The 22,039-nt window shown below is 60.2% G+C and carries 23 protein-coding genes and 4 tRNA genes; 17 read left to right on the top strand and 10 right to left on the bottom strand.

Going from position 1 to position 22,039, the window contains the following annotated elements:
• The first annotated feature begins 6 nt into the window (after positions 1-6).
• From flhA to DBR44_RS05925, 5 genes are all read left to right on the top strand, one after another.
• Positions 7-2,091 (top strand): flagellar biosynthesis protein FlhA, encoded by a 2,085-nt coding sequence (gene flhA / locus DBR44_RS05905; RefSeq protein WP_124642959.1) that lies wholly within the window; start codon positions 7-9, stop codon positions 2,089-2,091.
• 6 nt (positions 2,092-2,097) lie between these two features.
• The gene (flhF, locus tag DBR44_RS05910) at positions 2,098-3,603 is read left to right on the top strand and encodes a flagellar biosynthesis protein FlhF (RefSeq protein WP_124642961.1); all 1,506 of its coding nucleotides are present in this window, start codon (positions 2,098-2,100) and stop codon (positions 3,601-3,603) included.
• Positions 3,600-4,481 (top strand): flagellar synthesis regulator FleN, encoded by an 882-nt coding sequence (locus DBR44_RS05915; protein ID WP_233578391.1) that lies wholly within the window; start codon positions 3,600-3,602, stop codon positions 4,479-4,481. Before flhF ends, DBR44_RS05915 begins: the two co-directional genes overlap by 4 nt.
• Entirely contained in the window at positions 4,478-5,224 is a 747-nt protein-coding gene (locus DBR44_RS05920; RefSeq protein ID WP_124642965.1) for an RNA polymerase sigma factor FliA, read from the top strand. Before DBR44_RS05915 ends, DBR44_RS05920 begins: the two co-directional genes overlap by 4 nt.
• Before the next feature lie 165 nt (positions 5,225-5,389).
• On the top strand, positions 5,390-6,139 hold the full coding sequence (locus tag DBR44_RS05925) for a flagellar motor protein (protein WP_124642967.1): 750 nt from the start codon (positions 5,390-5,392) through the stop codon (positions 6,137-6,139).
• A 269-nt stretch (positions 6,140-6,408) separates the two neighbouring features.
• Here DBR44_RS05925 and DBR44_RS05930 read toward each other — a convergent pair whose 3' ends face one another.
• Positions 6,409-7,806 (bottom strand): 3'-5' exonuclease family protein, encoded by a 1,398-nt coding sequence (locus tag DBR44_RS05930; RefSeq protein ID WP_124642969.1) that lies wholly within the window; start codon positions 7,804-7,806, stop codon positions 6,409-6,411.
• A gap of 258 nt (positions 7,807-8,064) precedes the next feature.
• On the opposite strand from DBR44_RS05930, the gene DBR44_RS05935 reads away from it, so the two are divergent.
• The 4 genes from DBR44_RS05935 to DBR44_RS05950 all read left to right on the top strand — a co-directional run bounded on the left by DBR44_RS05935 (position 8,065) and on the right by DBR44_RS05950 (position 8,382).
• Positions 8,065-8,141 (top strand) — tRNA-Arg (locus tag DBR44_RS05935).
• Between the two features lie 7 nt (positions 8,142-8,148).
• Positions 8,149-8,223: transfer RNA gene (locus tag DBR44_RS05940), tRNA-Glu, on the top strand.
• A gap of 5 nt (positions 8,224-8,228) precedes the next feature.
• Positions 8,229-8,305, top strand: a tRNA-Arg gene (locus DBR44_RS05945).
• A 2-nt stretch (positions 8,306-8,307) separates the two neighbouring features.
• Positions 8,308-8,382, top strand: a tRNA-Glu gene (locus DBR44_RS05950).
• A gap of 55 nt (positions 8,383-8,437) precedes the next feature.
• On the opposite strand, the gene DBR44_RS05955 is transcribed toward DBR44_RS05950, so the two are convergent.
• Positions 8,438-8,905, bottom strand: a complete 468-nt coding sequence (locus tag DBR44_RS05955) for a RidA family protein (protein ID WP_124642971.1) — start codon at positions 8,903-8,905, stop codon at positions 8,438-8,440.
• A gap of 80 nt (positions 8,906-8,985) precedes the next feature.
• Positions 8,986-9,606, bottom strand: coding sequence for a 2-polyprenyl-3-methyl-6-methoxy-1,4-benzoquinone monooxygenase (coq7, locus tag DBR44_RS05960; RefSeq protein ID WP_124642973.1), 621 nt, complete (start codon positions 9,604-9,606; stop codon positions 8,986-8,988).
• A gap of 128 nt (positions 9,607-9,734) precedes the next feature.
• Between coq7 and ppa the strand changes: the two genes are divergently transcribed.
• Positions 9,735-10,262: an inorganic diphosphatase gene (gene ppa / locus DBR44_RS05965; RefSeq protein WP_103524956.1), complete on the top strand. Its 528-nt coding sequence runs from the start codon at positions 9,735-9,737 to the stop codon at positions 10,260-10,262.
• 121 nt (positions 10,263-10,383) lie between these two features.
• On the opposite strand, the gene DBR44_RS05970 is transcribed toward ppa, so the two are convergent.
• Positions 10,384-10,593: a hypothetical protein gene (locus DBR44_RS05970; RefSeq protein ID WP_124642975.1), complete on the bottom strand. Its 210-nt coding sequence runs from the start codon at positions 10,591-10,593 to the stop codon at positions 10,384-10,386.
• Between the two features lie 213 nt (positions 10,594-10,806).
• Here DBR44_RS05970 and DBR44_RS05975 point away from each other — a divergent pair, with 213 nt between their 5' ends.
• Both DBR44_RS05975 and DBR44_RS05980 read left to right on the top strand, forming a co-directional pair.
• Positions 10,807-11,706, top strand: a complete 900-nt coding sequence (locus DBR44_RS05975; RefSeq protein WP_124642977.1) for a LysR family transcriptional regulator — start codon at positions 10,807-10,809, stop codon at positions 11,704-11,706.
• A 9-nt stretch (positions 11,707-11,715) separates the two neighbouring features.
• Positions 11,716-12,441, top strand: a complete 726-nt coding sequence (locus DBR44_RS05980) for a hypothetical protein (RefSeq protein WP_124642979.1) — start codon at positions 11,716-11,718, stop codon at positions 12,439-12,441.
• Positions 12,442-12,650: 209 nt separating this feature from the next.
• On the opposite strand, the gene DBR44_RS05985 is transcribed toward DBR44_RS05980, so the two are convergent.
• The gene (locus DBR44_RS05985; protein ID WP_124642981.1) at positions 12,651-13,220 is read right to left on the bottom strand and encodes a phasin family protein; all 570 of its coding nucleotides are present in this window, start codon (positions 13,218-13,220) and stop codon (positions 12,651-12,653) included.
• A gap of 354 nt (positions 13,221-13,574) precedes the next feature.
• Here DBR44_RS05985 and minC point away from each other — a divergent pair, with 354 nt between their 5' ends.
• The 4 genes from minC to DBR44_RS06005 are packed head-to-tail and all read left to right on the top strand — an operon-like array spanning position 13,575 to position 16,331.
• Complete coding sequence (minC, locus tag DBR44_RS05990) at positions 13,575-14,288, top strand: septum site-determining protein MinC (protein ID WP_124642982.1); 714 nt, start codon at positions 13,575-13,577, stop codon at positions 14,286-14,288.
• Between the two features lie 24 nt (positions 14,289-14,312).
• The gene (gene minD / locus DBR44_RS05995) at positions 14,313-15,125 is read left to right on the top strand and encodes a septum site-determining protein MinD (protein ID WP_103524951.1); all 813 of its coding nucleotides are present in this window, start codon (positions 14,313-14,315) and stop codon (positions 15,123-15,125) included.
• A gap of 3 nt (positions 15,126-15,128) precedes the next feature.
• Positions 15,129-15,386, top strand: coding sequence for a cell division topological specificity factor MinE (gene minE / locus DBR44_RS06000; protein ID WP_059286884.1), 258 nt, complete (start codon positions 15,129-15,131; stop codon positions 15,384-15,386).
• 3 nt (positions 15,387-15,389) lie between these two features.
• On the top strand, positions 15,390-16,331 hold the full coding sequence (locus tag DBR44_RS06005) for a LysR substrate-binding domain-containing protein (RefSeq protein WP_124642984.1): 942 nt from the start codon (positions 15,390-15,392) through the stop codon (positions 16,329-16,331).
• Positions 16,332-16,587: 256 nt separating this feature from the next.
• On the opposite strand, the gene DBR44_RS06010 is transcribed toward DBR44_RS06005, so the two are convergent.
• Positions 16,588-17,742, bottom strand: a complete 1,155-nt coding sequence (locus tag DBR44_RS06010; RefSeq protein WP_124642994.1) for a PLP-dependent aminotransferase family protein — start codon at positions 17,740-17,742, stop codon at positions 16,588-16,590.
• A 201-nt stretch (positions 17,743-17,943) separates the two neighbouring features.
• Here DBR44_RS06010 and DBR44_RS06015 point away from each other — a divergent pair, with 201 nt between their 5' ends.
• On the top strand, positions 17,944-18,399 hold the full coding sequence (locus DBR44_RS06015; protein ID WP_124642996.1) for a MarR family winged helix-turn-helix transcriptional regulator: 456 nt from the start codon (positions 17,944-17,946) through the stop codon (positions 18,397-18,399).
• Positions 18,400-18,477: 78 nt separating this feature from the next.
• Here DBR44_RS06015 and greB read toward each other — a convergent pair whose 3' ends face one another.
• The 4 genes from greB to scpB form a co-directional block, all read right to left on the bottom strand.
• Entirely contained in the window at positions 18,478-19,032 is a 555-nt protein-coding gene (greB, locus tag DBR44_RS06020) for a transcription elongation factor GreB (protein ID WP_124642998.1), read from the bottom strand.
• 66 nt (positions 19,033-19,098) lie between these two features.
• Entirely contained in the window at positions 19,099-19,551 is a 453-nt protein-coding gene (locus tag DBR44_RS06025) for an NUDIX domain-containing protein (protein ID WP_158613566.1), read from the bottom strand.
• 107 nt (positions 19,552-19,658) lie between these two features.
• Positions 19,659-20,624: a 23S rRNA pseudouridine(2605) synthase RluB gene (gene rluB, locus DBR44_RS19720; protein WP_124643302.1), complete on the bottom strand. Its 966-nt coding sequence runs from the start codon at positions 20,622-20,624 to the stop codon at positions 19,659-19,661.
• 637 nt (positions 20,625-21,261) lie between these two features.
• On the bottom strand, positions 21,262-21,894 hold the full coding sequence (scpB, locus tag DBR44_RS06035) for an SMC-Scp complex subunit ScpB (protein ID WP_124643002.1): 633 nt from the start codon (positions 21,892-21,894) through the stop codon (positions 21,262-21,264).
• Between the last annotated feature and the right edge of the window lie 145 nt (positions 21,895-22,039).

Below are 22,039 nucleotides of genomic sequence, written 5' to 3' on the forward strand. Positions count from 1 at the left end.
TCCCGCATGGATAATTTCCTCACCCAGCTGAAGCAGTTCAACGTCACCAAGCTGGCCGGCCCCATCCTCATCATCCTCATTTTGTCGATGATGGTATTGCCGTTGCCACCGGTGCTGCTGGACGTGTTCTTTACCTTCAATATTGCGGTGTCGGTGATTGTTCTCTTGGTGGGCATCAATGTCCGCAAGCCGCTGGACTTCTCATCCTTCCCCTCGGTACTGCTGGTCACCACCCTGCTGCGCCTGTCGCTCAACGTGGCATCCAGCCGGACGATCTTGCTGGAAGGCCACAGCGGCCCGGATGCCGCCGGCAAGGTGATCGAATCCTTTGCCCACTTCCTGATCGGCGACAACGTCGCCATTGGTATCGTGGTATTCGTCATCATCACCATCATCAACTTCGTGGTGATCACCAAGGGTGCCGGCCGTATCGCCGAAGTATCCGCCCGCTTCACCCTGGATGCCATGCCCGGCAAACAGATGGCGATTGACGCCGACCTCAACGCCGGCCTGATCGGCGAAGACGAAGCCCGCAAGCGCCGCTCCACCATTTCCGAAGAAGCCAACTTCTTCGGCTCGATGGACGGTGCCTCCAAATTCGTGCGCGGCGATGCCATGGCCGGCATCATGATCATCGTCATCAATATCGTCGGCGGCCTGATTGTCGGCGTGGTACAGCATGATCTGGATGCCGGCACCGCCGCCAAGACCTACACCCTGCTCACCATCGGCGATGGCCTGGTGGCACAGATTCCCGCGCTGATCATCTCCACCGCCGCCGGTATCGTGGTGTCGCGTGTGGGGACCGACAAGGACATGTCGGAGCAGTTCTTCGGCCAGCTGTTTGCCAAACCGCAAGTGCTGTACATCACGGCCGCCGTCATCGGCATGATCGGCCTCATCCCCAATATGCCGCACTTCGCCTTCCTGCTGATCGCCAGCCTGCTGGGCGCGCTGGGCTGGACCATGGACAAGAAGGAAATGGCCGCCGCCGCCAAGGCAAGCAAGCAGGAAGCCCTGGCCGCCGCCCCACCCGACCAGCCCATGGCCGAAGTCAGCTGGAACGATGTGCAACACGTGGACGCACTGGGACTGGAGGTCGGTTACCGGCTGATTCCGCTGGTCGACCGCAGCCAGGATGGCGAACTCTTGCGCCGCATTCGCGGCATCCGCAAGAAAATCGCCCAGGAACTGGGCTTTCTGGTACCCGCAGTCCACATCCGCGACAATCTGGAAATCAAGCCCAATGCCTACCGCATTTTGCTCAAGGGCGTGGAAATCGGACAGGGCGAGGCCTATATCGGGCAATACCTCGCCATCAATCCGGGGCGGGTAAACGGCAATATGCCCGGCACGCCCACCACCGACCCGGCCTTCGGCCTGCCGGCGGTGTGGATCGATGCCGCCAAGCGCGAAGAAGCCCAACAGATGGGCTATACCGTGGTCGACTCCAGCACCGTGGTGGCCACCCATATTTCCAACCTGCTGCAAACCCACGCCGCCGAACTGCTGGGCCGCGAAGAAGTGCAGGCGCTGATCGACCATCAGGCCAAGGAATCGCCCAAGCTGGTGGAAGACCTGGTGCCCAAGATTGTCCCCATCGGCATTCTGCAAAAGGTATTGCAGCAGTTACTGACCGATGGCATCCATATCCGCGACTTCCGCACCATTCTGGAAACCCTGGCAGACCACATCGGCACCACCCAGGACGTGGACGACCTCACCTCCTCGGTACGGACTGCGCTGGCGCGGGTCATCGTGCAGCAGCTGTTCCCCGGCGAGACCGAACTACCGCTGATGACGCTGGACCCCGCACTGGAAAACGTGCTGTCACAGGCAGTCAACTCCAAGACCGGCGGCGGTCTGGAACCCGGTCTGGCAGAAAACCTGCTGTCCAGCGCTGCACAACAAGCCGAACAAGTGGAGATTCAAGGTTACAATCCGGTATTGCTGACACCACCAGGTTTGCGGCCACTACTGGCACGATTCTTGAGAAGGGCTCTCCCACAACTGCGTGTGATCTCGCATAATGAAGTACCGGACAATAAATCCATTCGTATAATTGCGGTAATTGGGGGAAGCAAGGGCTGATAAACAATGGTGGTAAAAAAATTCTTCGGAAAAACCACACGTGATGCACTCAGACAGGTCCGCGAGGAGCTGGGTGCCGACGCCCTCATCTTGTCCAATCGCCCGACAATGGGGGGCGGCGTAGAGATCATGGCCGTGGCGGATGCAGATGTCGCCAACCTGGCCACCAATCTGTCCACGCCTGGCAGCAAGCACCCGGCCCGTAACGCGCCGGCGGTCAGCCGTCCGGTGCAGCCTGCGCCGGCGGCCCCCAACGCCGCCACCAACCGCGCCATTGCCCGTACCTATGCCATGCCGGTGGAGCCGCTGGAAAGCCCGGCACCACCCCGCATCGACAGCCCTGCCCCGCGCCCGCAGCAGCGTATCGAACCTTCACTGGCCGAAACACCCGCCGTCAATTTCAACGTCAGCCCGCAAACCCCGCCCCCGGCTCGGTCAGTGCCGGCCAGCATGGTGCCGGAGTCCCTGGTGAAGATGCAGACGGTAGCGGCCGGTCCGGCAGTCAACGGCAATACGCCGCGACCGGGCAAGGCGGCTCCGGCTGCGGAAGATGAAGAGCCGGAGGTGATGGCGCAGGAACTCAAGCAGATCGGCGATGAAATCAAGCTGCTACGCAGCCTGCTGCAAAGCCAGCTGGCCAGCTTTGCCTGGTCGGACATGGAGGGCAAGACGCCCAATCGCATCGAGCTGTTCAAGCATCTGTTGGGCATGGGTTTTTCTGCCAACCTGATTCGCCAGCTGATCGAAAAGATGCCAGCCCAGTACGAGGGTGACATCGCCATCAAATGGGCTCGTTCGGCGCTGATGCACAATCTGAAATGCGCCGACGCCAATCACGACATCATGGACAAGGGTGGCGTGTATGCACTGGTCGGCCCCACCGGCGTGGGCAAGACCACCACCGTGGCCAAGCTGGCCGCGCACGCCACCATGCGCTTCGGTGCCCAGCATGTGGCGCTGATCACCACCGACAGCTACCGTATCGGTGCCCAGGACCAATTGCGCATCTACGGCAAGATTCTCGGCATCCCGGTGTTTTCCATCCAGAACGAAGGCGATCTGCAACTGACCCTGGCCGACCTGTCCAATCGCCATCTGGTGTTCATCGACACCGTCGGCATGAGTCAGCGCGATGCCCGCGTCACCGGCCAGATCGAGATGTTCCGTGGTGCAGGCCGCCAGGTGGAACGCCTGCTGCTGCTGGCCGCCAATGCCGACGGCCATACCCTGGAAGACGTGGTGCGCCACTACCGCGGCAACGGTCTGGCCGGCTGCATCCTGTCCAAGATCGACGAAGCCGTCAGCATGGGCCCCAGCATGGATGTCATCATCCGCAACCGGCTCAAGCTGTTTTACATCACCAATGGCCAGCGCGTGCCGGAAGACCTGCATTCGGCCAGCGCGGCCTTCCTGGTGGACCGTGCCCTGCGCGCGCCACAACCGGGCTCCCCTTTCAGCCTGCAAGGTGATGAACTGACCATCATGAACTCCGCTCAGGCCAGCTGGTTATGAGCAGCAATATGCAAGACCAGGCCGCCAGCCTGCGCCGTCTTTCCGCCCAGGCCAGCCGTGCGCCCAGCTTTGCCTTCATCGGTTCAGACAAGGCCGGTGCCAGTACGCTGGTCACCGAGCTGTCGCTGGGTCTGGCCTACGCCGGCCACCGGCCGCTAGTCGTCGACTGCAGCCTGGGGCAGATACAGGCACGCCGCCTGGGCGCCCCCACTACCGCCACCCTGGAAAGCCAGATGGTCAGCGTGGGCGGGCTGGATGAAATGATGACCACCTCGCGCCAGGGCATCCAGCTGATCAACCTGTATGCCAGACCGGAAGAACGCGCCCTGTTCTCGGCCCAGCTATGGTTAAGGCTGGGCAGCGAATTTGCCGCACTGGAGCGCGACAGCACGGTACTGATGATCGACGTCCCCGCCACCTCCACCGACCCGGTGCCCGCCAGCGTGGCGGACAACCTGATTCTGGTGCTCAGCCCGGCGGCCGACTCGATGACCAGCGCCTACGCCAACATCAAACGCCTGTCCGCCGGCTTTGGCCGCCAACGCTTCAATGTGCTGATCAACCGCGCCCGGCATCTGGAAGAAGCACGTGAGCTGTTCAACCGGCTGGCCGCCGTGACCAGCGAATTTCTCAGCGTCTCGCTGCGCTGGGTCGGCTTTGTGCCGGCCGACAATGCAGTGCGCCGCAGCCAGGCCCTGCGTCGTCCGCTGATGGAAGCCTTCCCCGACAGCGAAGCCGCCACCGCCTTCGCCCAGCTGGCGGCGGTGCTGCCACAGTGGGACAGCCCGGAAACCGAGCGCCACGACACCGGCTTCATGGACATGCTGATAGCCACCTCGCGCGACTGGGCCGAGGCAGATGGAGCAAAACGACGATGACACTGCCGTCCCTACGCCGCAAAGGCTATGCGGGTGCGGTCACCGCCCCGGAAATCGATGTACAGAACCACCTGCCGCTGGTTAAGAAACTGGCCGGCATGCTGATGGCCCGCCTGCCGGCCTCGGTGGAAATGGACGATCTGGTCCAGGTCGGCATCATCGGTCTGATTGATGCCGCCCGCCAGTTCGACCCCGGCCAGGGCGTGCAGTTTGAGACCTTTGCCAGCCAGCGCATCCGTGGTGCCATGCTGGACGAGCTGCGCCGCGAGGACTGGCTGCCGCGCCAGGCACGCCGTCAGGCACGGCAGATCGAAGACAACATCAACAAGCTGGAACAAAAGCTGGGCCGCGCACCGCTGGAATCGGAAATCGCTGCAGCACTGGGCGTAGAGCTGGACGACTACCAAGGCATGCTGGGCGACTGCAAGGGGCTGAGCCTGGTGCACTTCGAAGATTTCTCCGATGGCGAAGGCGAAAGCCTGAATGACGCCATTGCCAATATCGAAGACAACAACGCCCCCAACCCGCTGCAGGTACTGGCCGACGGCGACTTCCGCCAGGCACTGGTCGATGCCATCAAGACCCTGCCCGAGCGCGACCAGCTGGTGATGGCCTTGTACTACGAGCAGGAACTGAACCTGAAAGAAATTGGCGCGGTACTGGAAGTATCGGAATCCCGCGTCTGCCAGTTGCATACCCAGGCTATTGCCCGTATTCGGGCCAAAATGAAGGAATGGATCTAGAGCGTGTTGACGGTCTGGCGCACTGCGGCTCGCACAAGCCCCCCCTGCCCCGCCTCCCGGGCAGGCCAGGCCAAGCGACCGCCGTGCCCGGCCATCCGATAGCAGCACATCGGAAACCGCTGGTGAAACCATCCGCTTGCTCAGATAAAGATAACGGAATTCAGCGTGGACAAGATCAGCATCATCGCCATCGTCATGGGCCTGACGGCCATCATTGCCGGCCAGGCCATCGAAGGGGGCAATATTGGCTCCCTGTTGCAACTGACTGCCTTCATGATCGTGATCGGCGGCACCATGAGTGCCGTCATGCTGCAGAGCACGCCCAAGCAATTTGTCGCCGGCATGCGCATGGTCAAGTGGATTTTCCAGCCGCCGCCGCAAGACCACGAAAAACTGATCCGCGAAGTAGTGAACTGGAGCCAGACTGCCCGTCGCGGCGGCCTGTTGTCGCTGGAAGGCTATGTCAGCCAACAGAAAGATCCGTTCACCAGGAAAGCCCTGCAAATGGTGGTGGATGGTGCCGAACCCGATGTGCTGCGCGGGGTGATGGAAGTGGAAATCGGCATGTTCGAACATGCCCGCAAGCAGGCGGCGCGGGTGTGGGAATCGGCCGGGGGCTATGCGCCCACCATGGGTATTCTTGGCGCGGTACTGGGGCTGATCCACGTCATGGAAAACCTGTCTGACCCGTCCAAGCTAGGCGCCGGCATTGCCGTGGCCTTTGTCGCCACCGTGTATGGTGTCGGCTCCGCCAACCTGTTTTTCCTGCCGGTGGCCGCCAAACTCAAGCACCTGGTCGCCGCCGAGATCGCCCTGAAAGAAATGGTAGTGGAAGGCCTGGTGGCCATCGCCAATGGTGAAAATCCACGCATCATCGAAAGCCGCCTGCGCAGCTTCCAGGCCATGCACGAGTAACAGCTAGGGCTTGTTAACACTATGTTTTCTGCGGCGCAGGCCCTGAAAGCTTGTCAATGCAAGGCGGAGGGTGCAGCGCTTGGTGGCCCCAAGCGCAAATCCGACAACGCAGCAGTGGCAAGCTGGTCGGGCCTGCCCTGCGGGGCAGATGTTGAGCGGCGCACTGCCTTGTCAAACCGCGCTGGCAGGGAATGCCCTGCCAGCGCGGTTTTTCGCGCATTGCATCCCCTCAACATCCGCCGCCGTGAAAAAAATAGCGTTAACAGGCCCTAGGCCAGCAGCCTCAGGCTGCTACCCTCTGCCGGCTTTTTCAGATAGGCATCCAGCAATTTGTAGGTATCGATGTCAAAGCTCGGCGCACCAGCCAGGGCCTGCTCACCGACGGCACGCGAACCCAGGTAGCACCAGCGGTCGAAGACATGCTCCATCGCCACGCCGGTGACTTCGTCGGTTTCCACCACGGCCACCGGTGCCGGAAACGGCCAGGGCTTGACCTTGATGCGCGCCAACGCCTGCATCAGCCGCATATTGTGCTGCGGCGCGGCTTCCTTACCGATGCAAGCGCCACGGCAACGCCCGCTGCTGATGCCCGCACAGCCCACGCCCTTGCGGCTGGTCAGCGCCTCCACTCCCAGTACCGACTGACACAAGCCATTGCCATTGGCGATTTCGGCCAATACCTTGCGCGCTTCTTTCGGGCTACGAAACAGCCCATACAGATCAGCCGTGCGGCTGAAATCCAGCTGGTCGGCATACACGATGGCCGGTCGCATGAACTCACCCTGGCCATGGTCCAGCTGAATCGAGCACAAATCATTCGCCAGACGGCTGCGGTGATTGTAAAACGGCTGCAACTCGCGCAGCAGGCGCTGTTCCAGCAGATGCGCCCCCAGCTCGCCCACCGTTTCCTGACACTCGATACGCCGGATAGGCCGCTGTATCGACGGGTCCTTGCCGTATTTGCCATCCTGCGCCAATTGCGAAACTACCTTGCCACGCACATTGCTGGCGCGCCCCACGTACAGCGCAGCGCCCTCTTCACCCCAAATGGTATAGACGCCGGGCAGATCAGGCAGATCATCCACCAGCGCGGCGTCCACTCCTGGTGGCAGATCCGGCTGTGCCAGCACCTGACGGATGGCATCTTGCACCGTAGCCTCGCCCAGCTCGGCGATAGCCGACTGCAAGAACAGCAACAGCGCCTCGGCATCGGCCATGGCGCGGTGCCGGTCCGGCAATTGCAGGCCATGACGCTGAATGATGCTGTCCAGATTATGTTTGAAATGCTGCGGATACAGCCGGCGTGACAGTTTTACCGTACACAGGGTTGCACTTTGCAGACGCAAGCCCTGGCGACGGAATTCGTTGCGCAAAAAGCCGTAATCGAAACGCACATTGTGTGCCAGCAGCAAACGCCCCTGCAGCATGGGCAACAGCTCGCCAGCGATAGCCGCAAACGGAGGCTGTACCTGCACCATCTCGTTGCTGATTCCAGTCATGTTTTCGATGAATGGCGGAATCGGCTGCAAGGGATTGACCAGTGTCTGATAGCGACGTAGCTGATCACCATCCAGCATGATCAGGCCGATTTCGGTGATGCGGTCGCGACCGATATGGCCGCCAGTGGTTTCCAGGTCGACAATGGCCCAGGGGATATCAAACAGCATGCAGTCTCATCGGGCGAAATAATGAGCCGGAACAACCGGCAGGGGATGGATCAAGCGCCAAGGCTGATCCGCAGCGCCATCTTACACGGGCTGCCCGCATTTGCCGAACCCGCTCGCCAGGGCGCGTTGCGGCTGGTGCAACAGGCTCGCCCCGCGCTTCGGCGGGCAAAGCAAAAAAATATTTGTCGCAGTGTTGACACAAAAAAAGTGAATCTGTATAGTTCGCCCTCTCGAAAGACAAAACGTTTTCGAGACAGTGCACCCGTAGCTCAGTTGGATAGAGTATTTGGCTACGAACCAAAGGGTCGGGCGTTCGAATCGCTCCGGGTGCACCACTACAGCGTCCCTATAGTTTAGCGGTTAGAACACCGCCCTTTCACGGCGGTAGCCGGGGTTCGATTCCCCGTGGGGACGCCAGCTTTGCACCCGTAGCTCAGTTGGATAGAGTATTTGGCTACGAACCAAAGGGTCGGGCGTTCGAATCGCTCCGGGTGCACCAAAGTCCCTATAGTTTAGCGGTTAGAACACCGCCCTTTCACGGCGGTAGCCGGGGTTCGATTCCCCGTGGGGACGCCAGGATTCAAGATCAAGCCCAGTCACCAGACTGGGCTTTTTCATGGCCATCACGCAATCAGCTGTTTGCCCGAGCCTGCAAGGCAATCTCTACTGCAGCCCCCTTGGGTAGTTCAGCCACCCCTACCGAAGTACGTGCATGACGCCCGGCGTCGCCCATTACCTGCAGCAATAGTTCCGATGCGGCATCCGCCACCTCGCTCTGCTGCGCAAAACCGGCCGCCGAACGCACATAAACCGTCATGGTCAACATGCGGGCAATCTGCTCCAGGCTGCCCAATTCCCGTTGCAGCAAGGCCAAGCAGCGCAGCACGGCAATACGCGCGCCGTGCTGAGCAGCGGCCAGATCAATCTCCCCACCCACTGCGCCTTTCACCACCACCTCACTACCGATACGCGGCACCTGCCCGCTGACATACAAGAGATTGCCATCACGGACCAGCGCTTGATAATTGCCGCCAATACGTATTTCATCGTCCGCATCAAAACCCACTGCTGCCGCTTGCTGCAAAAAGAGCTGTGCCATGGTTTCTGCCATTGTCTCTTCTCCAATAAAAACGCCACCATGAGGTGGCGTATGGACTTGAACCGCGACTCCCCTGCCCACTATACGCGATAGCTGGTAGCGGTCATCAGCTTGGCAGTCAGTTTCATCAATCCCTTAACCGGAGCCGGCAGGCTGGCTGCACCAAACTCATGCGCCATGTCGGCATGGCGCAATTCGTCATCCCGCATCTGCGTCACGATGGCGCGGCTTTTGGCATCCGCCTCGGGCAGTGCAGTCAGATGACTATCCAGGTGAGCGCCAACCTGATGCTCGGTTTCTTCCAGAAAACCCAGATTCCATTTATCCCCCAGCAGGCCGGCCGTTACGCCTAGCGCCAGCGAACCGGTATACCACAGTGGACCCAGCAGGCTGGGGTGACCACCCAGTTCGCGAATGCGCTGCTCAGTCCAGGCCAGGTGTTCGACCTCTTCGAATGCGGCATGCTGCAGCGCCTCGCGCGCTTGCGGGTTGCGCGCAGTCAGCGCCTGCCCCTGGTACAGTGCCTGGGCGCATACTTCGCCGCAGTGATTCACCCGCATCAGGCCCATGGCATGGCGCTTTTCCGCAGCGCTCAACTCCGCCTCCTCCAGCCCGGCATCCGGCCGTGGCCGCTGGCTTTCCGCCTGGGCAAACAGGGTACGCAAACCCTTGTCGAATTCAGTAATCAGCGTATCAAACATATGGTTCCCGACTGGTGCACAAATCCGTCAAAGATTATACCCGTGCACCGCACAAGACGGCAGCTGCTGATATAATCCGGCATGATTTTCCATGTAAACAACCACCATCTAACAAAGGATTCTGCCTGATGAACCTGGAACTCATCGGCCCGGGCAAAGACATGCCGGGCGACTTCAACGTCGTGATCGAAATCTCCGCCAACGCTGCGCCGATCAAATACGAATTCGACAAAGAGTGGAACACCCTGGTGGTTGACCGTTTCATGGGCACCTCCATGATGTACCCGGCCAACTACGGCTTTGTGCCGCAAACCCTGGCCGGCGATGGCGATCCGGTCGACGTGCTGGTCGTTACCCCCTTCCCGCTGCCGCCCGGTGTGGTCATCCGCTGTCGCGCCCTGGGCCTGATCAAGATGGAAGACGACGGCGGCGTGGATGCCAAGCTGGTTGCCGTACCGGTAGAAAAGCTCTGCCCGATGTACAAGTCCATCCAGAAACTGGAAGACCTGCCGGAACTGCTGCGCGCGCAGATGGTGCACTTCTTCGAGCACTACAAGGACCTGGAAAAGGGCAAGTGGGTCAAGATCAACGGTTGGGGCACGCTGGAAGATGCCAAGACCGAACTGGTAGAAGGCATTGCCCGCTTCGGCAAGTAAGCCTGCCTACCCAGCCCGCCTTGCGGGCTTGCTGTCCCTGCGGACAAGACAAAACGCCAGTGCATGCACTGGCGTTTTTGTATGGGAGAGTGCCAGGCAGGGAAAGCTGCCGGCAGTCTGCTTAGTGGTTGCGATAATCGGCGGCATTGGCTGCAATAGCCTTGCCGGCACGATCATCAGCAGCCTTGCGCTGCGCATCGCTCTGACTGAACTGCTGTTCGTACTTTTGCACGACATCTTTGTCCGGGCGGCTGCGTACATCGCTCTGGGCCATGGCAGTTGCTACCAGTGCATTCGAAACAACAAGGGCCAGCATCAATTTCTTCAACATGATTCACTCCATTCGGTTAGCAGGATGCAAGCTTTGTGCAGCTGAGCATCAAAATGCTTCAATTTTTTTGATGTCACTACCTGATAGGTCTGTACAATTAATGCTTGAAAAACTGCCTTGTCACTTGCATCGGGTTGGTGAAACAGATATTAAACGCGAGCGATTCCTGTTGATAGCGAAATGATCTGAACGGCTCATTCAAAAAATTCGAACATGAAAATATCCCTGGATGCCCTGCTGGTTCTGGATGCCATCGATCGCAACGGTAGCTTTGCCGCAGCAGCAGACGAACTACACCGGGTCACCTCGGCCGTCAGCTACGTCATCCAGAAGCTGGAACAAGATCTGGATGTACAGCTATTCGACCGCAGCGGACACCGCGCCCGCCTGACCGCTGCCGGGCAAGTCCTGCTGCGCGATGGCCGTAATCTGCTGGATGCCGCGCGCACGGTCGAACACCGGCTGCTGCAACAGGCGGCCGGCTGGGAAAGTGAGCTGGTCATCACCATCGGCGATCTCATCCCCTTCGAGCAGCTCATTCCGCTCATCACCCGCTTCGATCAGCTGGGCAGCGGCACACAGTTGCGCTTTACCCGTGAGGTTTTCGGCGGCATCTGGGATGCGCTGTATGACGCGCGTGCGGACCTGGTGCTGGGCGCACCCGGTCACCCGCCAGCAGGTGATTATTTCCACCGGGAAATCGGCACCATCGATTTCGTGTTTCTGGTCAGCCCGCAACATCCGCTGGCCACCGCCCCCGAACCACTGGCCGCCCACACCTTGCGCCAGCACCGGATTATTTCGCTGGGCGACACCTCGCGCCGCTTGCCGACACGAACTGCAGGCATACTCAACGGGCAGGACGTGCTGACCGTGCATACACTGGATGCGAAGCTCGCATTGATGACTGCGGGACTGGGCATTGGCTACCTGCCACGCATGCTCGCCGCTCCCTATCTGCAAAACGGCCAACTTGTGGAAAAATCACTCAAGGAAAAGCGCAGTTGCACCAAGATGTTTTACGCATGGAAAGAAGAATGTCCCGGCAAAGCACTAGCCTGGTTTATTGACAACCTGGCACTCGCCATTCAGCAACAGCAACTGATCATATAAGGCCAAGCAATGTTTCAGCCTCAGGGCAGCGCTCCTCATCTGCACTGGCTCAGCCAGCGCCTGCAAGCAGGCACCCTGCTGCGCGCAGCGGAAGCAGGCCTGCCCACATGGCTACCGGCCGAGTGGCAAGGCTTTGCCGGAGAGCACTGCTGGCTGGATCTGGCGGCAGACGACAGCAAGCACCTGCTGGAGCGTGCCGGGCATTGCCGGCAGCACGACATTGCCTTGCTGGAAGTGTGTGGCCAATGGCTGCCACAGGGTGAGCAGTTCGGTTTCATGCTGCTTTGCGGCGGAGAACTCCCCGCGAGCAGCGAAGCCCGCCACTGGCTGGATTGCGCCGCGCCGCTGGCAGGAGGCTGGCTGCATTGCGGGCCGCTGGGCAGCGCCCGCTACACCCTGCATGTCATCAACGCCATGCGCCATGCCTGGCAACTGGCCTTGCAACAGCTGCCAGCCAATGGCCAGCCCGCCAGCATCAACTGGGAACAGCTGATGCAGCAGCAGAGCGAACTGGCTGACAAGCTGTATTTGCTCTCCGCCGACTATCTGCAGCGCCAGGGCATCAACCCTGCCGCATATAGCGCCAGCGAGGCGCGCAGCAACTTCGCCCTGCCTGCCGCCGCACAAAGCCATTTTGCTGCCAATCTGGCCATCCTCATCGTACTGGCCATGCAACAGCGTGACACCTTGCACAGCATGCTGCAGCAGGTGTTTTCCACCCTGCACCAGCCTTAGAACCTGTTCATAGTCTGCTGCGCTTCGGTGATACCGCGTTAAAAACGTCTGCGGAATGCTCATTTACTCTATGTAAACTCCGCTTCCTTAGCCGTTTTCGCCTTGTCTCACTCTAGCTCGCGAGACTTTGAACAGGCTCTTAGCCAGCAGAATGGCAGGCAATAAAAAAACCCGCCGGTTAGGCGGGTTTTCTGTATTACTGCAACAAATCAGGCAGCAGCGGGCGTAGCCGGCTTTTTGCGGCTTACCGCAGCAGCAGTGGCCTTGGCCTGGGTGCTGGCAGCTTCTACGCTGGCTTCAGCAATTTCGGCGCTAACTTTTTTGGCGGTCTTGGACACGCTTTCGAAAGCAGCATTGGAGCTGTTAACGAAGGTTTTCAGTGCGGAAACGGCAACATCGGAACCAGCCGGGGCGTTCTTGGACAGACGGTCCAGATTGCTCAGCAGCAGCTTGTTCTGTTCAGCCAGTTGTTCTTCCACGAAGGAGCTCAGTTCGCCCTGGGTAGCAACAGCCACGTCGTAAACTTCGCGCGCCACGCTGAAAGCCTGATCCAGGCTGGGCTGTGCCAGGCTGGTTTGCAGCTCGGCAAATGCCTTGGGGTCTTTCACTTCGGTCAGTGCCTTGAAGTGCTTGGCGTTGTTGTCCAGCAGCTTGCGGGTCAGTTCCAGCTGCAGGTTGGCAAAACGCTCGGCACCAGCCAGAACGATGGAGGACAGGCGAACGGCTTTGTCGAACTGCACCTGGCCGAGAGCAGAAAATTCTTGGGTGTTGGTAAACATGGCTACTCCTGGAAATGTCGAAATACAACTCAGCTTTAACAGTCACAACAACCGTTTCGCCGCCAATGCTGCACAGCAGCAAATGTAATTTAACCAAATGATTGGTGCCGGTCAAGTAAATGCTGCACCGCACAATCACGTAAACAACTATTTTGTATGTGTTTTTACAACATCAACATTCCAAATGAATGACAGTATTGCGACAATTACAGCCTGCGCCAGGCTGCTGGTATTTTTTGCAGCGCAATATCAACAGAAGGCCGTGCTCGCCGATTAGTTCACCGGCATTGAAAGGGGGGCGGCAAGCCAGTACACTCGCTCCATAGAAGAAATCTATTTATATAAAGCCTACTCATGAGCTCTGCGGTCACCGCCTTTGACATCAAATCTGCCAGCCTTGATCTGCTGGCCCTGATTCTCCGCACGGACAATCTGGAAGAACTGACTACTGCGCTGGAGGCCCGTTTCGGCCCGGCCGGTGATGCCCCGGCCGAAGCTTTCCTGCTGGATGTGGAAGCCCTGGTAAATGCAGCCGACGCCGATTACGGCCGCCTGCTCCCCATGCTCAGCCGCCATGGCATTCGTGCCGTCGCCCTGCGCCATCCGGATAGCAGCATGGCCGAGGTCGCCAGCCGCTATGGCCTGGCCTATGTGCGCGGCAATACGCCGCCACGCCAGAACCTGAGCGAGACCGTGGCCAAGCCGGTGGAGGTGGCAGCCGCCCCCGCCCCGGTGGCCGCCATGATCGTCGACCGCCCGGTTCGTGCCGGACAGCAGATTTACGCCCGTGGCGGCGACCTGGTGGTCCTGGCCATGGTCAGCGCCGGTGCCGAGGTGATTGCCGATGGCAACATCCATATTTATGCCCCGCTGCGTGGCCGCGCACTGGCTGGCGCACGTGGCAACACAGCCGCCCGCATTTTCGTGCGCAGCATGGAGGCCGAACTGGTTTCCATTGCCGGGGTCTATCGCACTATCGAACAGGCCCTGCCCGAAAGTATCAAGGGCAAGCCTACCCAGATCTATCTTGAAAACGAGCGCCTGGTCATGACCGCGCTTGGCGAATAATTCAATTATCCAAAGGGATTTACCGTGGCAAAAATCATCGTCGTGACTTCCGGCAAAGGTGGTGTCGGCAAAACCACTACCAGTGCCAGCTTTGCATCCGGCCTGGCCCTGCGTGGACACAAGACTGTGGTCATCGACTTTGACGTCGGCCTGCGCAACCTGGACCTGATCATGGGTTGCGAACGCCGCGTCGTGTACGACCTGATCAATGTGGTGAATGGCGAGGCATCGCTGAACCAGGCCCTGATCAAGGACAAGAACTGCGACAACCTCTACATCATCCCGGCCTCGCAAACCCGCGACAAGGATGCCCTGTCGCAAGAGGGCGTGGAAAAGGTGCTGAAGGAACTGGCCGACAGCGGCTTCGAGTTCATCGTCTGCGACTCGCCTGCCGGTATCGAAAAGGGTGCCCTGCTGGCACTGTACTTTGCTGATGAAGCGCTGATCGTCACCAACCCGGAAGTGTCTTCGGTACGCGACTCCGACCGCATCCTGGGCATTCTGGCCTCCAAGTCGCGCCGTGCCGAACAGGGTGGTGATCCGGTCAAGGAACACCTGCTGATTACCCGCTACTCGCCGGCCCGTGTCGACAAGGGCGAAATGCTGTCGGTAGACGACGTCAAGGAAATCCTGCGCGTGCCGCTGATTGGCGTGATTCCGGAATCGCAGACCGTATTGCAAGCCTCCAACTCCGGCACGCCGGCCATTCACCTGAAGGGCAGCGATGTGGCCGAGGCCTATTCCGACGTGATTTCACGTTTCCTGGGCGAAGATCGCCCCATGCGCTTCCTGGACGCGCCCAAGGTGGGCCTGCTCAAGCGCCTGTTCGGAGGTTAAACCATGTCTCTTATCGACATTCTGTTCGGCAAGCGCCAGAAGACGGCCGCCATCGCCAGAGAACGTCTGCAGATCATTCTGGCGCACGAGCGCAATGGTCGCAGCGCCCCTGACTACCTGCCTGCATTGCAACGCGAACTGATGGAGGTGATCTCCAAATACGTGGCGGTGAATCTGGATGACATCAAGGTGCAGGTAGAACGCCAGGATGACTTCGAGGTGCTGGAGGTCAATATCGTCCTGCCGGAGCACCAGCGCTAAACCATGACGCTGACCGAACTCCGCTACATCGTGGCAGTGGCGCGCGAGCGCCACTTTGGCCGCGCCGCACAAAGCTGCTTTGTCAGCCAGCCCACCCTGTCCATCGCCATCAAGAAGCTGGAAGACGAGCTGGGCATCACCCTGTTCGAACGTGGTGGCCAGGAAGTGGCGGTGACGGAAATTGGCGAACGCATCATCGAGCAGTCGCAACGCGTGCTGGAAGAAGCCGAAACCGTCAAACGGCTGGCGGGTGAGCACCAGAACGAGCTGGTCGGCCCGCTCAAGCTGGGGGTGATCTTCACCATCAGCCCCTATCTCTTGCCCAAGCTGATTCCGGCCCTGCGCATTCTGGCACCGGACATGCCGCTGATTCTGGAAGAGAACTACACCGTCCGTCTGGCTGAAATGCTCAAGCGCGGTGAAGTGGACGCCATCATCGTGGCCGACCCCTTCGAAGAAGCCGGCACCATGACCTGGCCGCTGTACGATGAATCCTTCGTGGTCGCCACACCCAAGGGCCATCCATGGGAAAAGCTGGCCTGCATCGAAGCCAGCCAGCTGACTGACGAGAGCGTACTGCTGCTGAACCAGGGCAACTGCTTCCGCGACCAGGTATTGCAGGCCTGCAGCGAACTGGCCAGCAAGCAGAACCACCAGTCCGGCCTTGCCACCACCCTGCAAGGCAGTTCGCTCAACACCATCCGGCACATGGTGGCCAGCGGCATGGGTGTGACCGTGATGCCATCCACCTCCATCGGCCCTGGTGATGACAGCCTGCTGTCCATCCTGCCCTTCCAGGAACCGGCACCGCAACGCCGGGTATTGCTGGTCACCCGCAAGCAGTTTTTCCGCAAGAAAGCCGTGGAAACCCTGCAGCAGGCGGTGTTCCGCTCTGGCCTGGCCGGTGTGGAAATGCTGGAAAACGAAGGTCCGCTTGGCAGTTGATCCGGACACTGCAGATAAAAAAGCCGCTCCTGTGAGCGGCTTTTCAGATTATTGACAAACCCGTCTCGCTTTCTCAAAGGAAAGCGAGGCTCCCTTGCAGGGCAAGGGCGGGGGGATTGGGAATAAATGGAAGGCTGCGGAATTAATTAAGTGAGTCGAAAGGCCCGGCTTTGCCGGGTCCCGCGTAATCGTACCAACTTACTTTGTCAGCAGCCTGAAGCCGCTCCTGTGAGCGGCTTTTTCATTGCAGCAAAACTCAACGGTGAGCGGCACGCACCAACTCGGCCAGACGGGCAATGCCCTCGTCGATGCGCTCAACAGCAGCATGGCTGAAGTTGAGGCGCAAGTGACCGATGCCATCCTGCGGATTCGGGTAGAACGGCTCGCCCGGCATGAAGGCGACATTGCGCTCGGCCAATGCGGTCTTGAGCAGCTCGCGCGTGTCCTGCGGCTGCTTCAGAGTCAGCCAGAAGAACAAGCCGCCCTGGGGCACCTGCCAGTCGGCCAGATCGGCAAAATGCTTTTCCAGCGCAGCCTGCATGGCATCGCGACCCACACGGTAGGTATCGCGCAGCGATTGCAGATGGGCCGGGAACGCCGGGTCAGCCAACTGCTGGGCAATAAACCACTGCCCCGGACGGTTGCTGTGCAAATCAGTGGATTGCTTCAGCTTGACCAGATGCGGGTACAGCTCGGGCGAAGCAATCAGGTAGCCGATACGCAGCCCGGGAGCCAGTGTCTTGGAGAAGGAACCGGCATAAATCCACGGTGTATTCTTCAAGTGACTCACCAGCGGTGCCGGTGCTTCGCCATCATAAGACAGGGCGCGGTAAGGATCATCCTCGTACACCGGCAAGCCGTGGGCATCAATCACCTCGGCCAGCGCACGACGGTTTTCCTCGCTGTAACAGGCACCGGACGGATTCTGGAAGCTGGGGATCAGATAGGTCAGCCGTGGCTTCGCCGTACGCAGGGCCTGCTCAAGTTTGGCCGGCGGTAGTTGGCCATTTTCCTGGGCAACGGCAGTAATGGCGGCACCAAACAGATTGAAGGACTGCAAGGCCGCCAGATAGGTCGGCCCTTCCGTCACCACCGGTGTACCCGGATCGATGAACAGCTTGGACGCCAGATCAATGGCTTGTTGCGAGCCGGACAACACCAGCACCTGCTGGGCGCTGCACTCCAGCCCCAGAGCCCTAGCCTGGGCGGCAATCAGTTCGCGCAGCTGCGGCTCGCCCTCGGTCGTGCCGTACTGCGCCAGATCAGGCGGCAGGCCGCTGAAATCCAGCTGCGGCAGACAACTGGCTGCAGGCAGACCACCGGCAAAGGAAATGACTTCAGGGCGCTGGGCGGCGGCAAGGATTTCGCGGATCAGCGAACCCATCAGTCGTTCGATACGTTCTGAAAACATGGTAATCTCCATGACTGTCGCACCAGCATGTCTGCCATATTGCCGTGGCCGAGGGTGGTAAGCCTACGGAAGCCCAGCTCCTGCAGCAGTAAGGATGATTTCTTCTGCTACCGCTTTATGGTCTGCTATTGCGCCAGCCCAATAGACAATAAACGTCAATTTTTTTGACCTAATTTACCCCTGACAGGGGATGTCGTCAACATGCCTGACAGCGATAACGCGATTGATCTGCGCGCAGCCATGGAAGTGTTCTTCCATGCCTATAAAGCCTTTACCGCCAAGCCGGATGAAATCCTGGCCCGGCGTGGCCTGGCCCGGGTGCATCACCGCATACTGTTCTTCGTGGCCCGCTATCCCGGTCTGTCGGTCAAGGATCTGCTAAGCGCGCTGGACGTGACCAAACAGGCCATCAACATGCCCTTGCGCCAGTTGGTGGAGATGGGACTGATTGCCAGCGTGGCCGCCAACCACGACAAGCGGGTCAAGCAGCTGACGCTGACCGGCGAAGGCCGCAAGCTGGAAGAAGCCCTGCACAAAGAGCAAGCCCGCTTGCTCAGCCAGGCGTTCAGTCGTATCGGCGATACCGCCACCCGCGACTGGATGGCCGTCAACGGCCAACTGGCCGGCCGTGCAGACGCCGACGACGCCAAGCACTAAACCCGGCCAAGCTTCGGCAGCATATAAAAAAGCCCGCGTCTTCCGACACGGGCTTTTGTTTGGGCAGAACACAGCGCTTCAGCTGATTTTCTGGTAGTACACTTCGAGGATTTCGATGTCCTCGTCGCCGTCCGGGCCGCGAAACAACACACTATCTCCCTCGCGCGCCTTGATCAGGGTGCGGGCAATCGGCGAAATCCAGCTGATATGACCGCGCGGCAGATCAATCTCGTCCACCCCGACAATACTCAGCAACTGCTCGCTGCCATCACCCCGCTCGATCAGCACGGTGGCGGAGAAAAATACCTGGTCAGTGGCTTCACGCGCCTCGGGATCGACCACTTCAGCCAGCTCCAGCCGCTTGGTCAGAAAGCGGATACGGCGGTCGATTTCGCGCAAGCGGCGCTTGCCGTACAGATAGTCGCCGTTTTCCGAGCGGTCGCCATTGCTGGCCGCCCAGTTGACCACCTGCACTACCTCCGGCCTTTCCTTGTTGACCAGCTGGTACAGCTCGTCCTTCAGCCGACGCCAGCCACCGGGTGTGATGTAGTTCTTGCTGGAGGCCGGCAGCCGCTGCTCGACTGGCAGATCGTCTTCGGCCTCGTCATTCTCTTTGGTAAATGCCTTGCTCATGCCTGCTTCCCTGCCTTGCGCTGCAATCCGCTACCTTACGTCGAGAATGGCGGCAGCGGCAAGTTGTCACTCGTCAACCGGCCACAGCCATTCCCGGCAGTACACCAGCAGATTCTTCGGCCGCAGCTTGACCTGCTGCAGTTGCGCGTAATCCAGCCACACCAGATGGTATTGATTATCCGGCGTCATGCGCGCCAGCTCTGGGCCACCCAGCCGCAGCGTGCCACGAAACTTGCTGGCCAGAAACACATGCTCGATGCGCCCCTTGTGCTCCAGCGTGCATAGCTGCTCGGCCAGCCAGATGCTCAGGCCGGTTTCTTCGCGGGTTTCGCGCACGCAGGCCATGGCCGGGGTTTCGCTCGCCTTGATGGTGCCGCCGGGCAGTACGAAGTACTCCCTGCCATTCTTGATACGCTGCATCATCAGCAGGCGGCCATCCTGAATGATGACCACCGAAGCACGCGGTCCGCGACGCAAGCCCAGCAGGCCACCACCACCTGCGGTGGCAGCCGGCGGCACGACCTCATCCTGCAAGCCCGCCGAAAGCAAAACGGGCGACCGCCAGGCGGTCACCCATTTGCAGCAGCGCGCAGCCAGTGCCGTCAGCAACGGCCAGCTGCCACGGCTCACTCTGCCTTGCTTCCGCGGGTTTTCTTGCGGCCGGTCATGGTCAGGTCAGACCACTTCATCACCGCAGCCACTTCGGCTTCGTTCAGTTCGTAGAACTGGCCACGCTTCAGGCGCGGGGGCAGGCCCAGGTTACCGAAACGGACGCGGATCAGGCGGCTGACCGTGAGGCCGAAGTGTTCGAACATGCGACGCACTTCGCGGTTACGGCCTTCCTTGATCACCACGTTGTACCACTGGTTGGCACCTTCTTCGGCACCACCGCGCTGGAACACGCGCTGGAAAGCGGCCGGGCCGTCTTCCAGTTCCACGCCGGCGGTCATTTCCTTGGCGATTTCCGGGGTCAGCTCGCCCAGCACGCGCACTGCGTATTCACGCTCCACTTCGAAGCTGGGGTGCATCATGCGGTTGGCCAGTTCACCGCTGGTGGTGATCAGCAGCAGGCCGGAGGTATTCACGTCCAGACGGCCCACGGCCACCCAGCGGCTGCTCTTGGCTTGCGGCAGGCGTTCGAACACGCTGACACGGCCTTCCGGGTCGTCGCGGGAAACGATTTCGCCTTCCTGCTTGTGGTACATGATGACGCGCGGCAGGCGGTCGGCCCACTTGAGCTTGATCACATCGCCTTTGGCGGTCACGCGGTCTTCCGGACCCACGCGGTCACCCAGGCTGGCTTTCTTGCCGTTTACCAGCACCAGGCCGGCTTCGATCCACTCTTCCATCTCGCGACGGGAACCGACGCCAGAAGCCGACAGGGCCTTTTGCAGGCGAACCGGCTCAATCTGTTCTTTGTCGAGGCGCACCTCGCGCAGCCGCTTGGACTTTTCTTTCACGTCCTGACTCGGGCTGCGCAGACGCAACTTTTTTGCCTTGATTACCAGCGACTTGCCTTCTGCGCGCGGCTTGCCCGCGGCCGGTGCACGGCGCTGTTCACGCGGGCTTTGCTCACCTTCAGCCACCGGCATGGCGGCATTCTTGTTGCCAAAGCGGCGTTCGTGCTGCAATGCCTCACCACCCTGGCCTTGCAGACGCTCGGCTTTTTCCTGGCGACGGGCAGCTTGCTGCTGGCGGTTGTTTTCCGACTGGCTGCGCTTGCCGCTGCCGGTGGGATTGCTCTGTACTTCGCCACGGCGGTTGACCGTTTCCTTGCGACGGCCTGCGGCCGGCTTTTTCGGCTCAGCGACATTGCCGTTGGCCTCGCCGTTTTCACCACGTACCACCTGGCCACGGGCCTGGCGTTGCAGTTCCAGCTGGGCCAGCTCGGAACGGCTCATCTTGAACAGCGGCGCGCTTTCATGCGGTGCGGCATGCGGCTGCGATTGCAGCAGGTTGCCATAGGCATCACGCGGTGCAGCAGGACGACGGCCCTGCGGCTTGCCACCCTGGCCTTGCGCGTCTTGCGGATTGCGCGCCTTGCCAAAGCCTCCCGGCTTGCCACGACCCTGTTGCTGCGGGGCGTTGCCGCGCGGCGCATCGGGCTGACGGCGCGGAGAAGATTCGCGGCCCTTTACACGCGCCACCGGCTGGCGGGCGTTGTTTTGTCCTTTGGTAGACATAAATCATGCTCTTTCAGTACGAGCGCACAGCAAAACGGCGTCCAGCCTATTCTGCCTGTGGCTCCAGATTGTCCGCCTCATCGTCGAGGGGGAGAGTGTCTTCGGCTTCATCGCTGCCGATCTCTTGTGGCTGGGCATCGGGTATGACCAGTGTTCCCAAGTCTGCCAGTGGTGGCAGGTCCCTTAGCGAAACAAAGCCAAGATCATCCAGAAACTTGCGGGTGGTGGCATACAGCCCCGGCCGGCCGGGCACGTCCTTGTGCCCGATTACTTCAATCCATCCCCGCTCCAGCAGGGTTTGCATCACGCTGGTGGACACCGATACGCCACGAATGGATTCGATATCACCACGGGTAACAGGTTGTTTGTAGGCGATAATCGCCAGGGTTTCCATCACGGCGCGTGAATAACGCGGCGGTTTTTCCGGATTCAGCCGTGACAGATAAGGGGTGAACTCGGCACGCGCCCGAAAGCGCCAGCCGCTGGCCAGTTTCACCAGCTCCACACCACGGCCACGCCAGTCTGTCTGGATGTCTTCCAGAATGTCGTTCAGCAGGGTGGCCTTGATGTCTTCGGTAAACAGCTTTTTGAGCTGGGATACCGACAAGGGTTCCGTCGCGGTCAACAATGCCGTTTCCAGCACGATCTTGAGATAGTTTAAGTCGGTGATGGTGGACATCGGACCAGGTCTCGCCCGGCCTGCGCACAGGACTGGGGGCGAAAAAATATACATTGCGCGGGGAAGGCGCGGATTTTACCTGATTTCCCGCCAAGCAGCACGGTCAATTGACGCGTTACTGTCATGCGCGCAACAGTCGCGGCCA

Origin of the sequence: Aquitalea sp. FJL05, from assembly GCF_003852595.1 — a bacterium.
Lineage (GTDB): Bacteria > Pseudomonadota > Gammaproteobacteria > Burkholderiales > Chromobacteriaceae > Aquitalea > Aquitalea aquatilis.

Excerpts from the sequence above, each read along its gene's own strand:
- minC (WP_124642982.1), top strand. The coding sequence starts at position 13,575 with ATGAGCTCTGCGGTCACCGCCTTTGACATCAAATCTGCCAGCCTTGAT.
- ppa (WP_103524956.1), top strand. The coding sequence starts at position 9,735 with ATGAACCTGGAACTCATCGGCCCGGGCAAAGACATGCCGGGCGACTTC.
- DBR44_RS06015 (WP_124642996.1), top strand. The coding sequence starts at position 17,944 with ATGCCTGACAGCGATAACGCGATTGATCTGCGCGCAGCCATGGAAGTG.
- DBR44_RS05930 (WP_124642969.1), bottom strand. The coding sequence starts at position 7,806 with ATGCTGTTTGATATCCCCTGGGCCATTGTCGACCTGGAAACCACTGGC.
- greB (WP_124642998.1), bottom strand. The coding sequence starts at position 19,032 with ATGAGCAAGGCATTTACCAAAGAGAATGACGAGGCCGAAGACGATCTG.
- flhF (WP_124642961.1), top strand. The coding sequence starts at position 2,098 with ATGGTGGTAAAAAAATTCTTCGGAAAAACCACACGTGATGCACTCAGA.
- DBR44_RS06005 (WP_124642984.1), top strand. The coding sequence starts at position 15,390 with ATGACGCTGACCGAACTCCGCTACATCGTGGCAGTGGCGCGCGAGCGC.
- DBR44_RS05985 (WP_124642981.1), bottom strand. The coding sequence starts at position 13,220 with ATGTTTACCAACACCCAAGAATTTTCTGCTCTCGGCCAGGTGCAGTTC.
- DBR44_RS05980 (WP_124642979.1), top strand. The coding sequence starts at position 11,716 with ATGTTTCAGCCTCAGGGCAGCGCTCCTCATCTGCACTGGCTCAGCCAG.
- DBR44_RS05970 (WP_124642975.1), bottom strand. The coding sequence starts at position 10,593 with ATGTTGAAGAAATTGATGCTGGCCCTTGTTGTTTCGAATGCACTGGTA.
- scpB (WP_124643002.1), bottom strand. The coding sequence starts at position 21,894 with ATGTCCACCATCACCGACTTAAACTATCTCAAGATCGTGCTGGAAACG.
- minE (WP_059286884.1), top strand. The coding sequence starts at position 15,129 with ATGTCTCTTATCGACATTCTGTTCGGCAAGCGCCAGAAGACGGCCGCC.
- rluB (WP_124643302.1), bottom strand. The coding sequence starts at position 20,624 with ATGCCGGTGGCTGAAGGTGAGCAAAGCCCGCGTGAACAGCGCCGTGCA.
- flhA (WP_124642959.1), top strand. The coding sequence starts at position 7 with ATGGATAATTTCCTCACCCAGCTGAAGCAGTTCAACGTCACCAAGCTG.
- DBR44_RS05920 (WP_124642965.1), top strand. The coding sequence starts at position 4,478 with ATGACACTGCCGTCCCTACGCCGCAAAGGCTATGCGGGTGCGGTCACC.
- DBR44_RS06010 (WP_124642994.1), bottom strand. The coding sequence starts at position 17,742 with ATGTTTTCAGAACGTATCGAACGACTGATGGGTTCGCTGATCCGCGAA.
- DBR44_RS05955 (WP_124642971.1), bottom strand. The coding sequence starts at position 8,905 with ATGGCACAGCTCTTTTTGCAGCAAGCGGCAGCAGTGGGTTTTGATGCG.
- DBR44_RS05915 (WP_233578391.1), top strand. The coding sequence starts at position 3,600 with ATGAGCAGCAATATGCAAGACCAGGCCGCCAGCCTGCGCCGTCTTTCC.
- DBR44_RS05975 (WP_124642977.1), top strand. The coding sequence starts at position 10,807 with ATGAAAATATCCCTGGATGCCCTGCTGGTTCTGGATGCCATCGATCGC.
- coq7 (WP_124642973.1), bottom strand. The coding sequence starts at position 9,606 with ATGTTTGATACGCTGATTACTGAATTCGACAAGGGTTTGCGTACCCTG.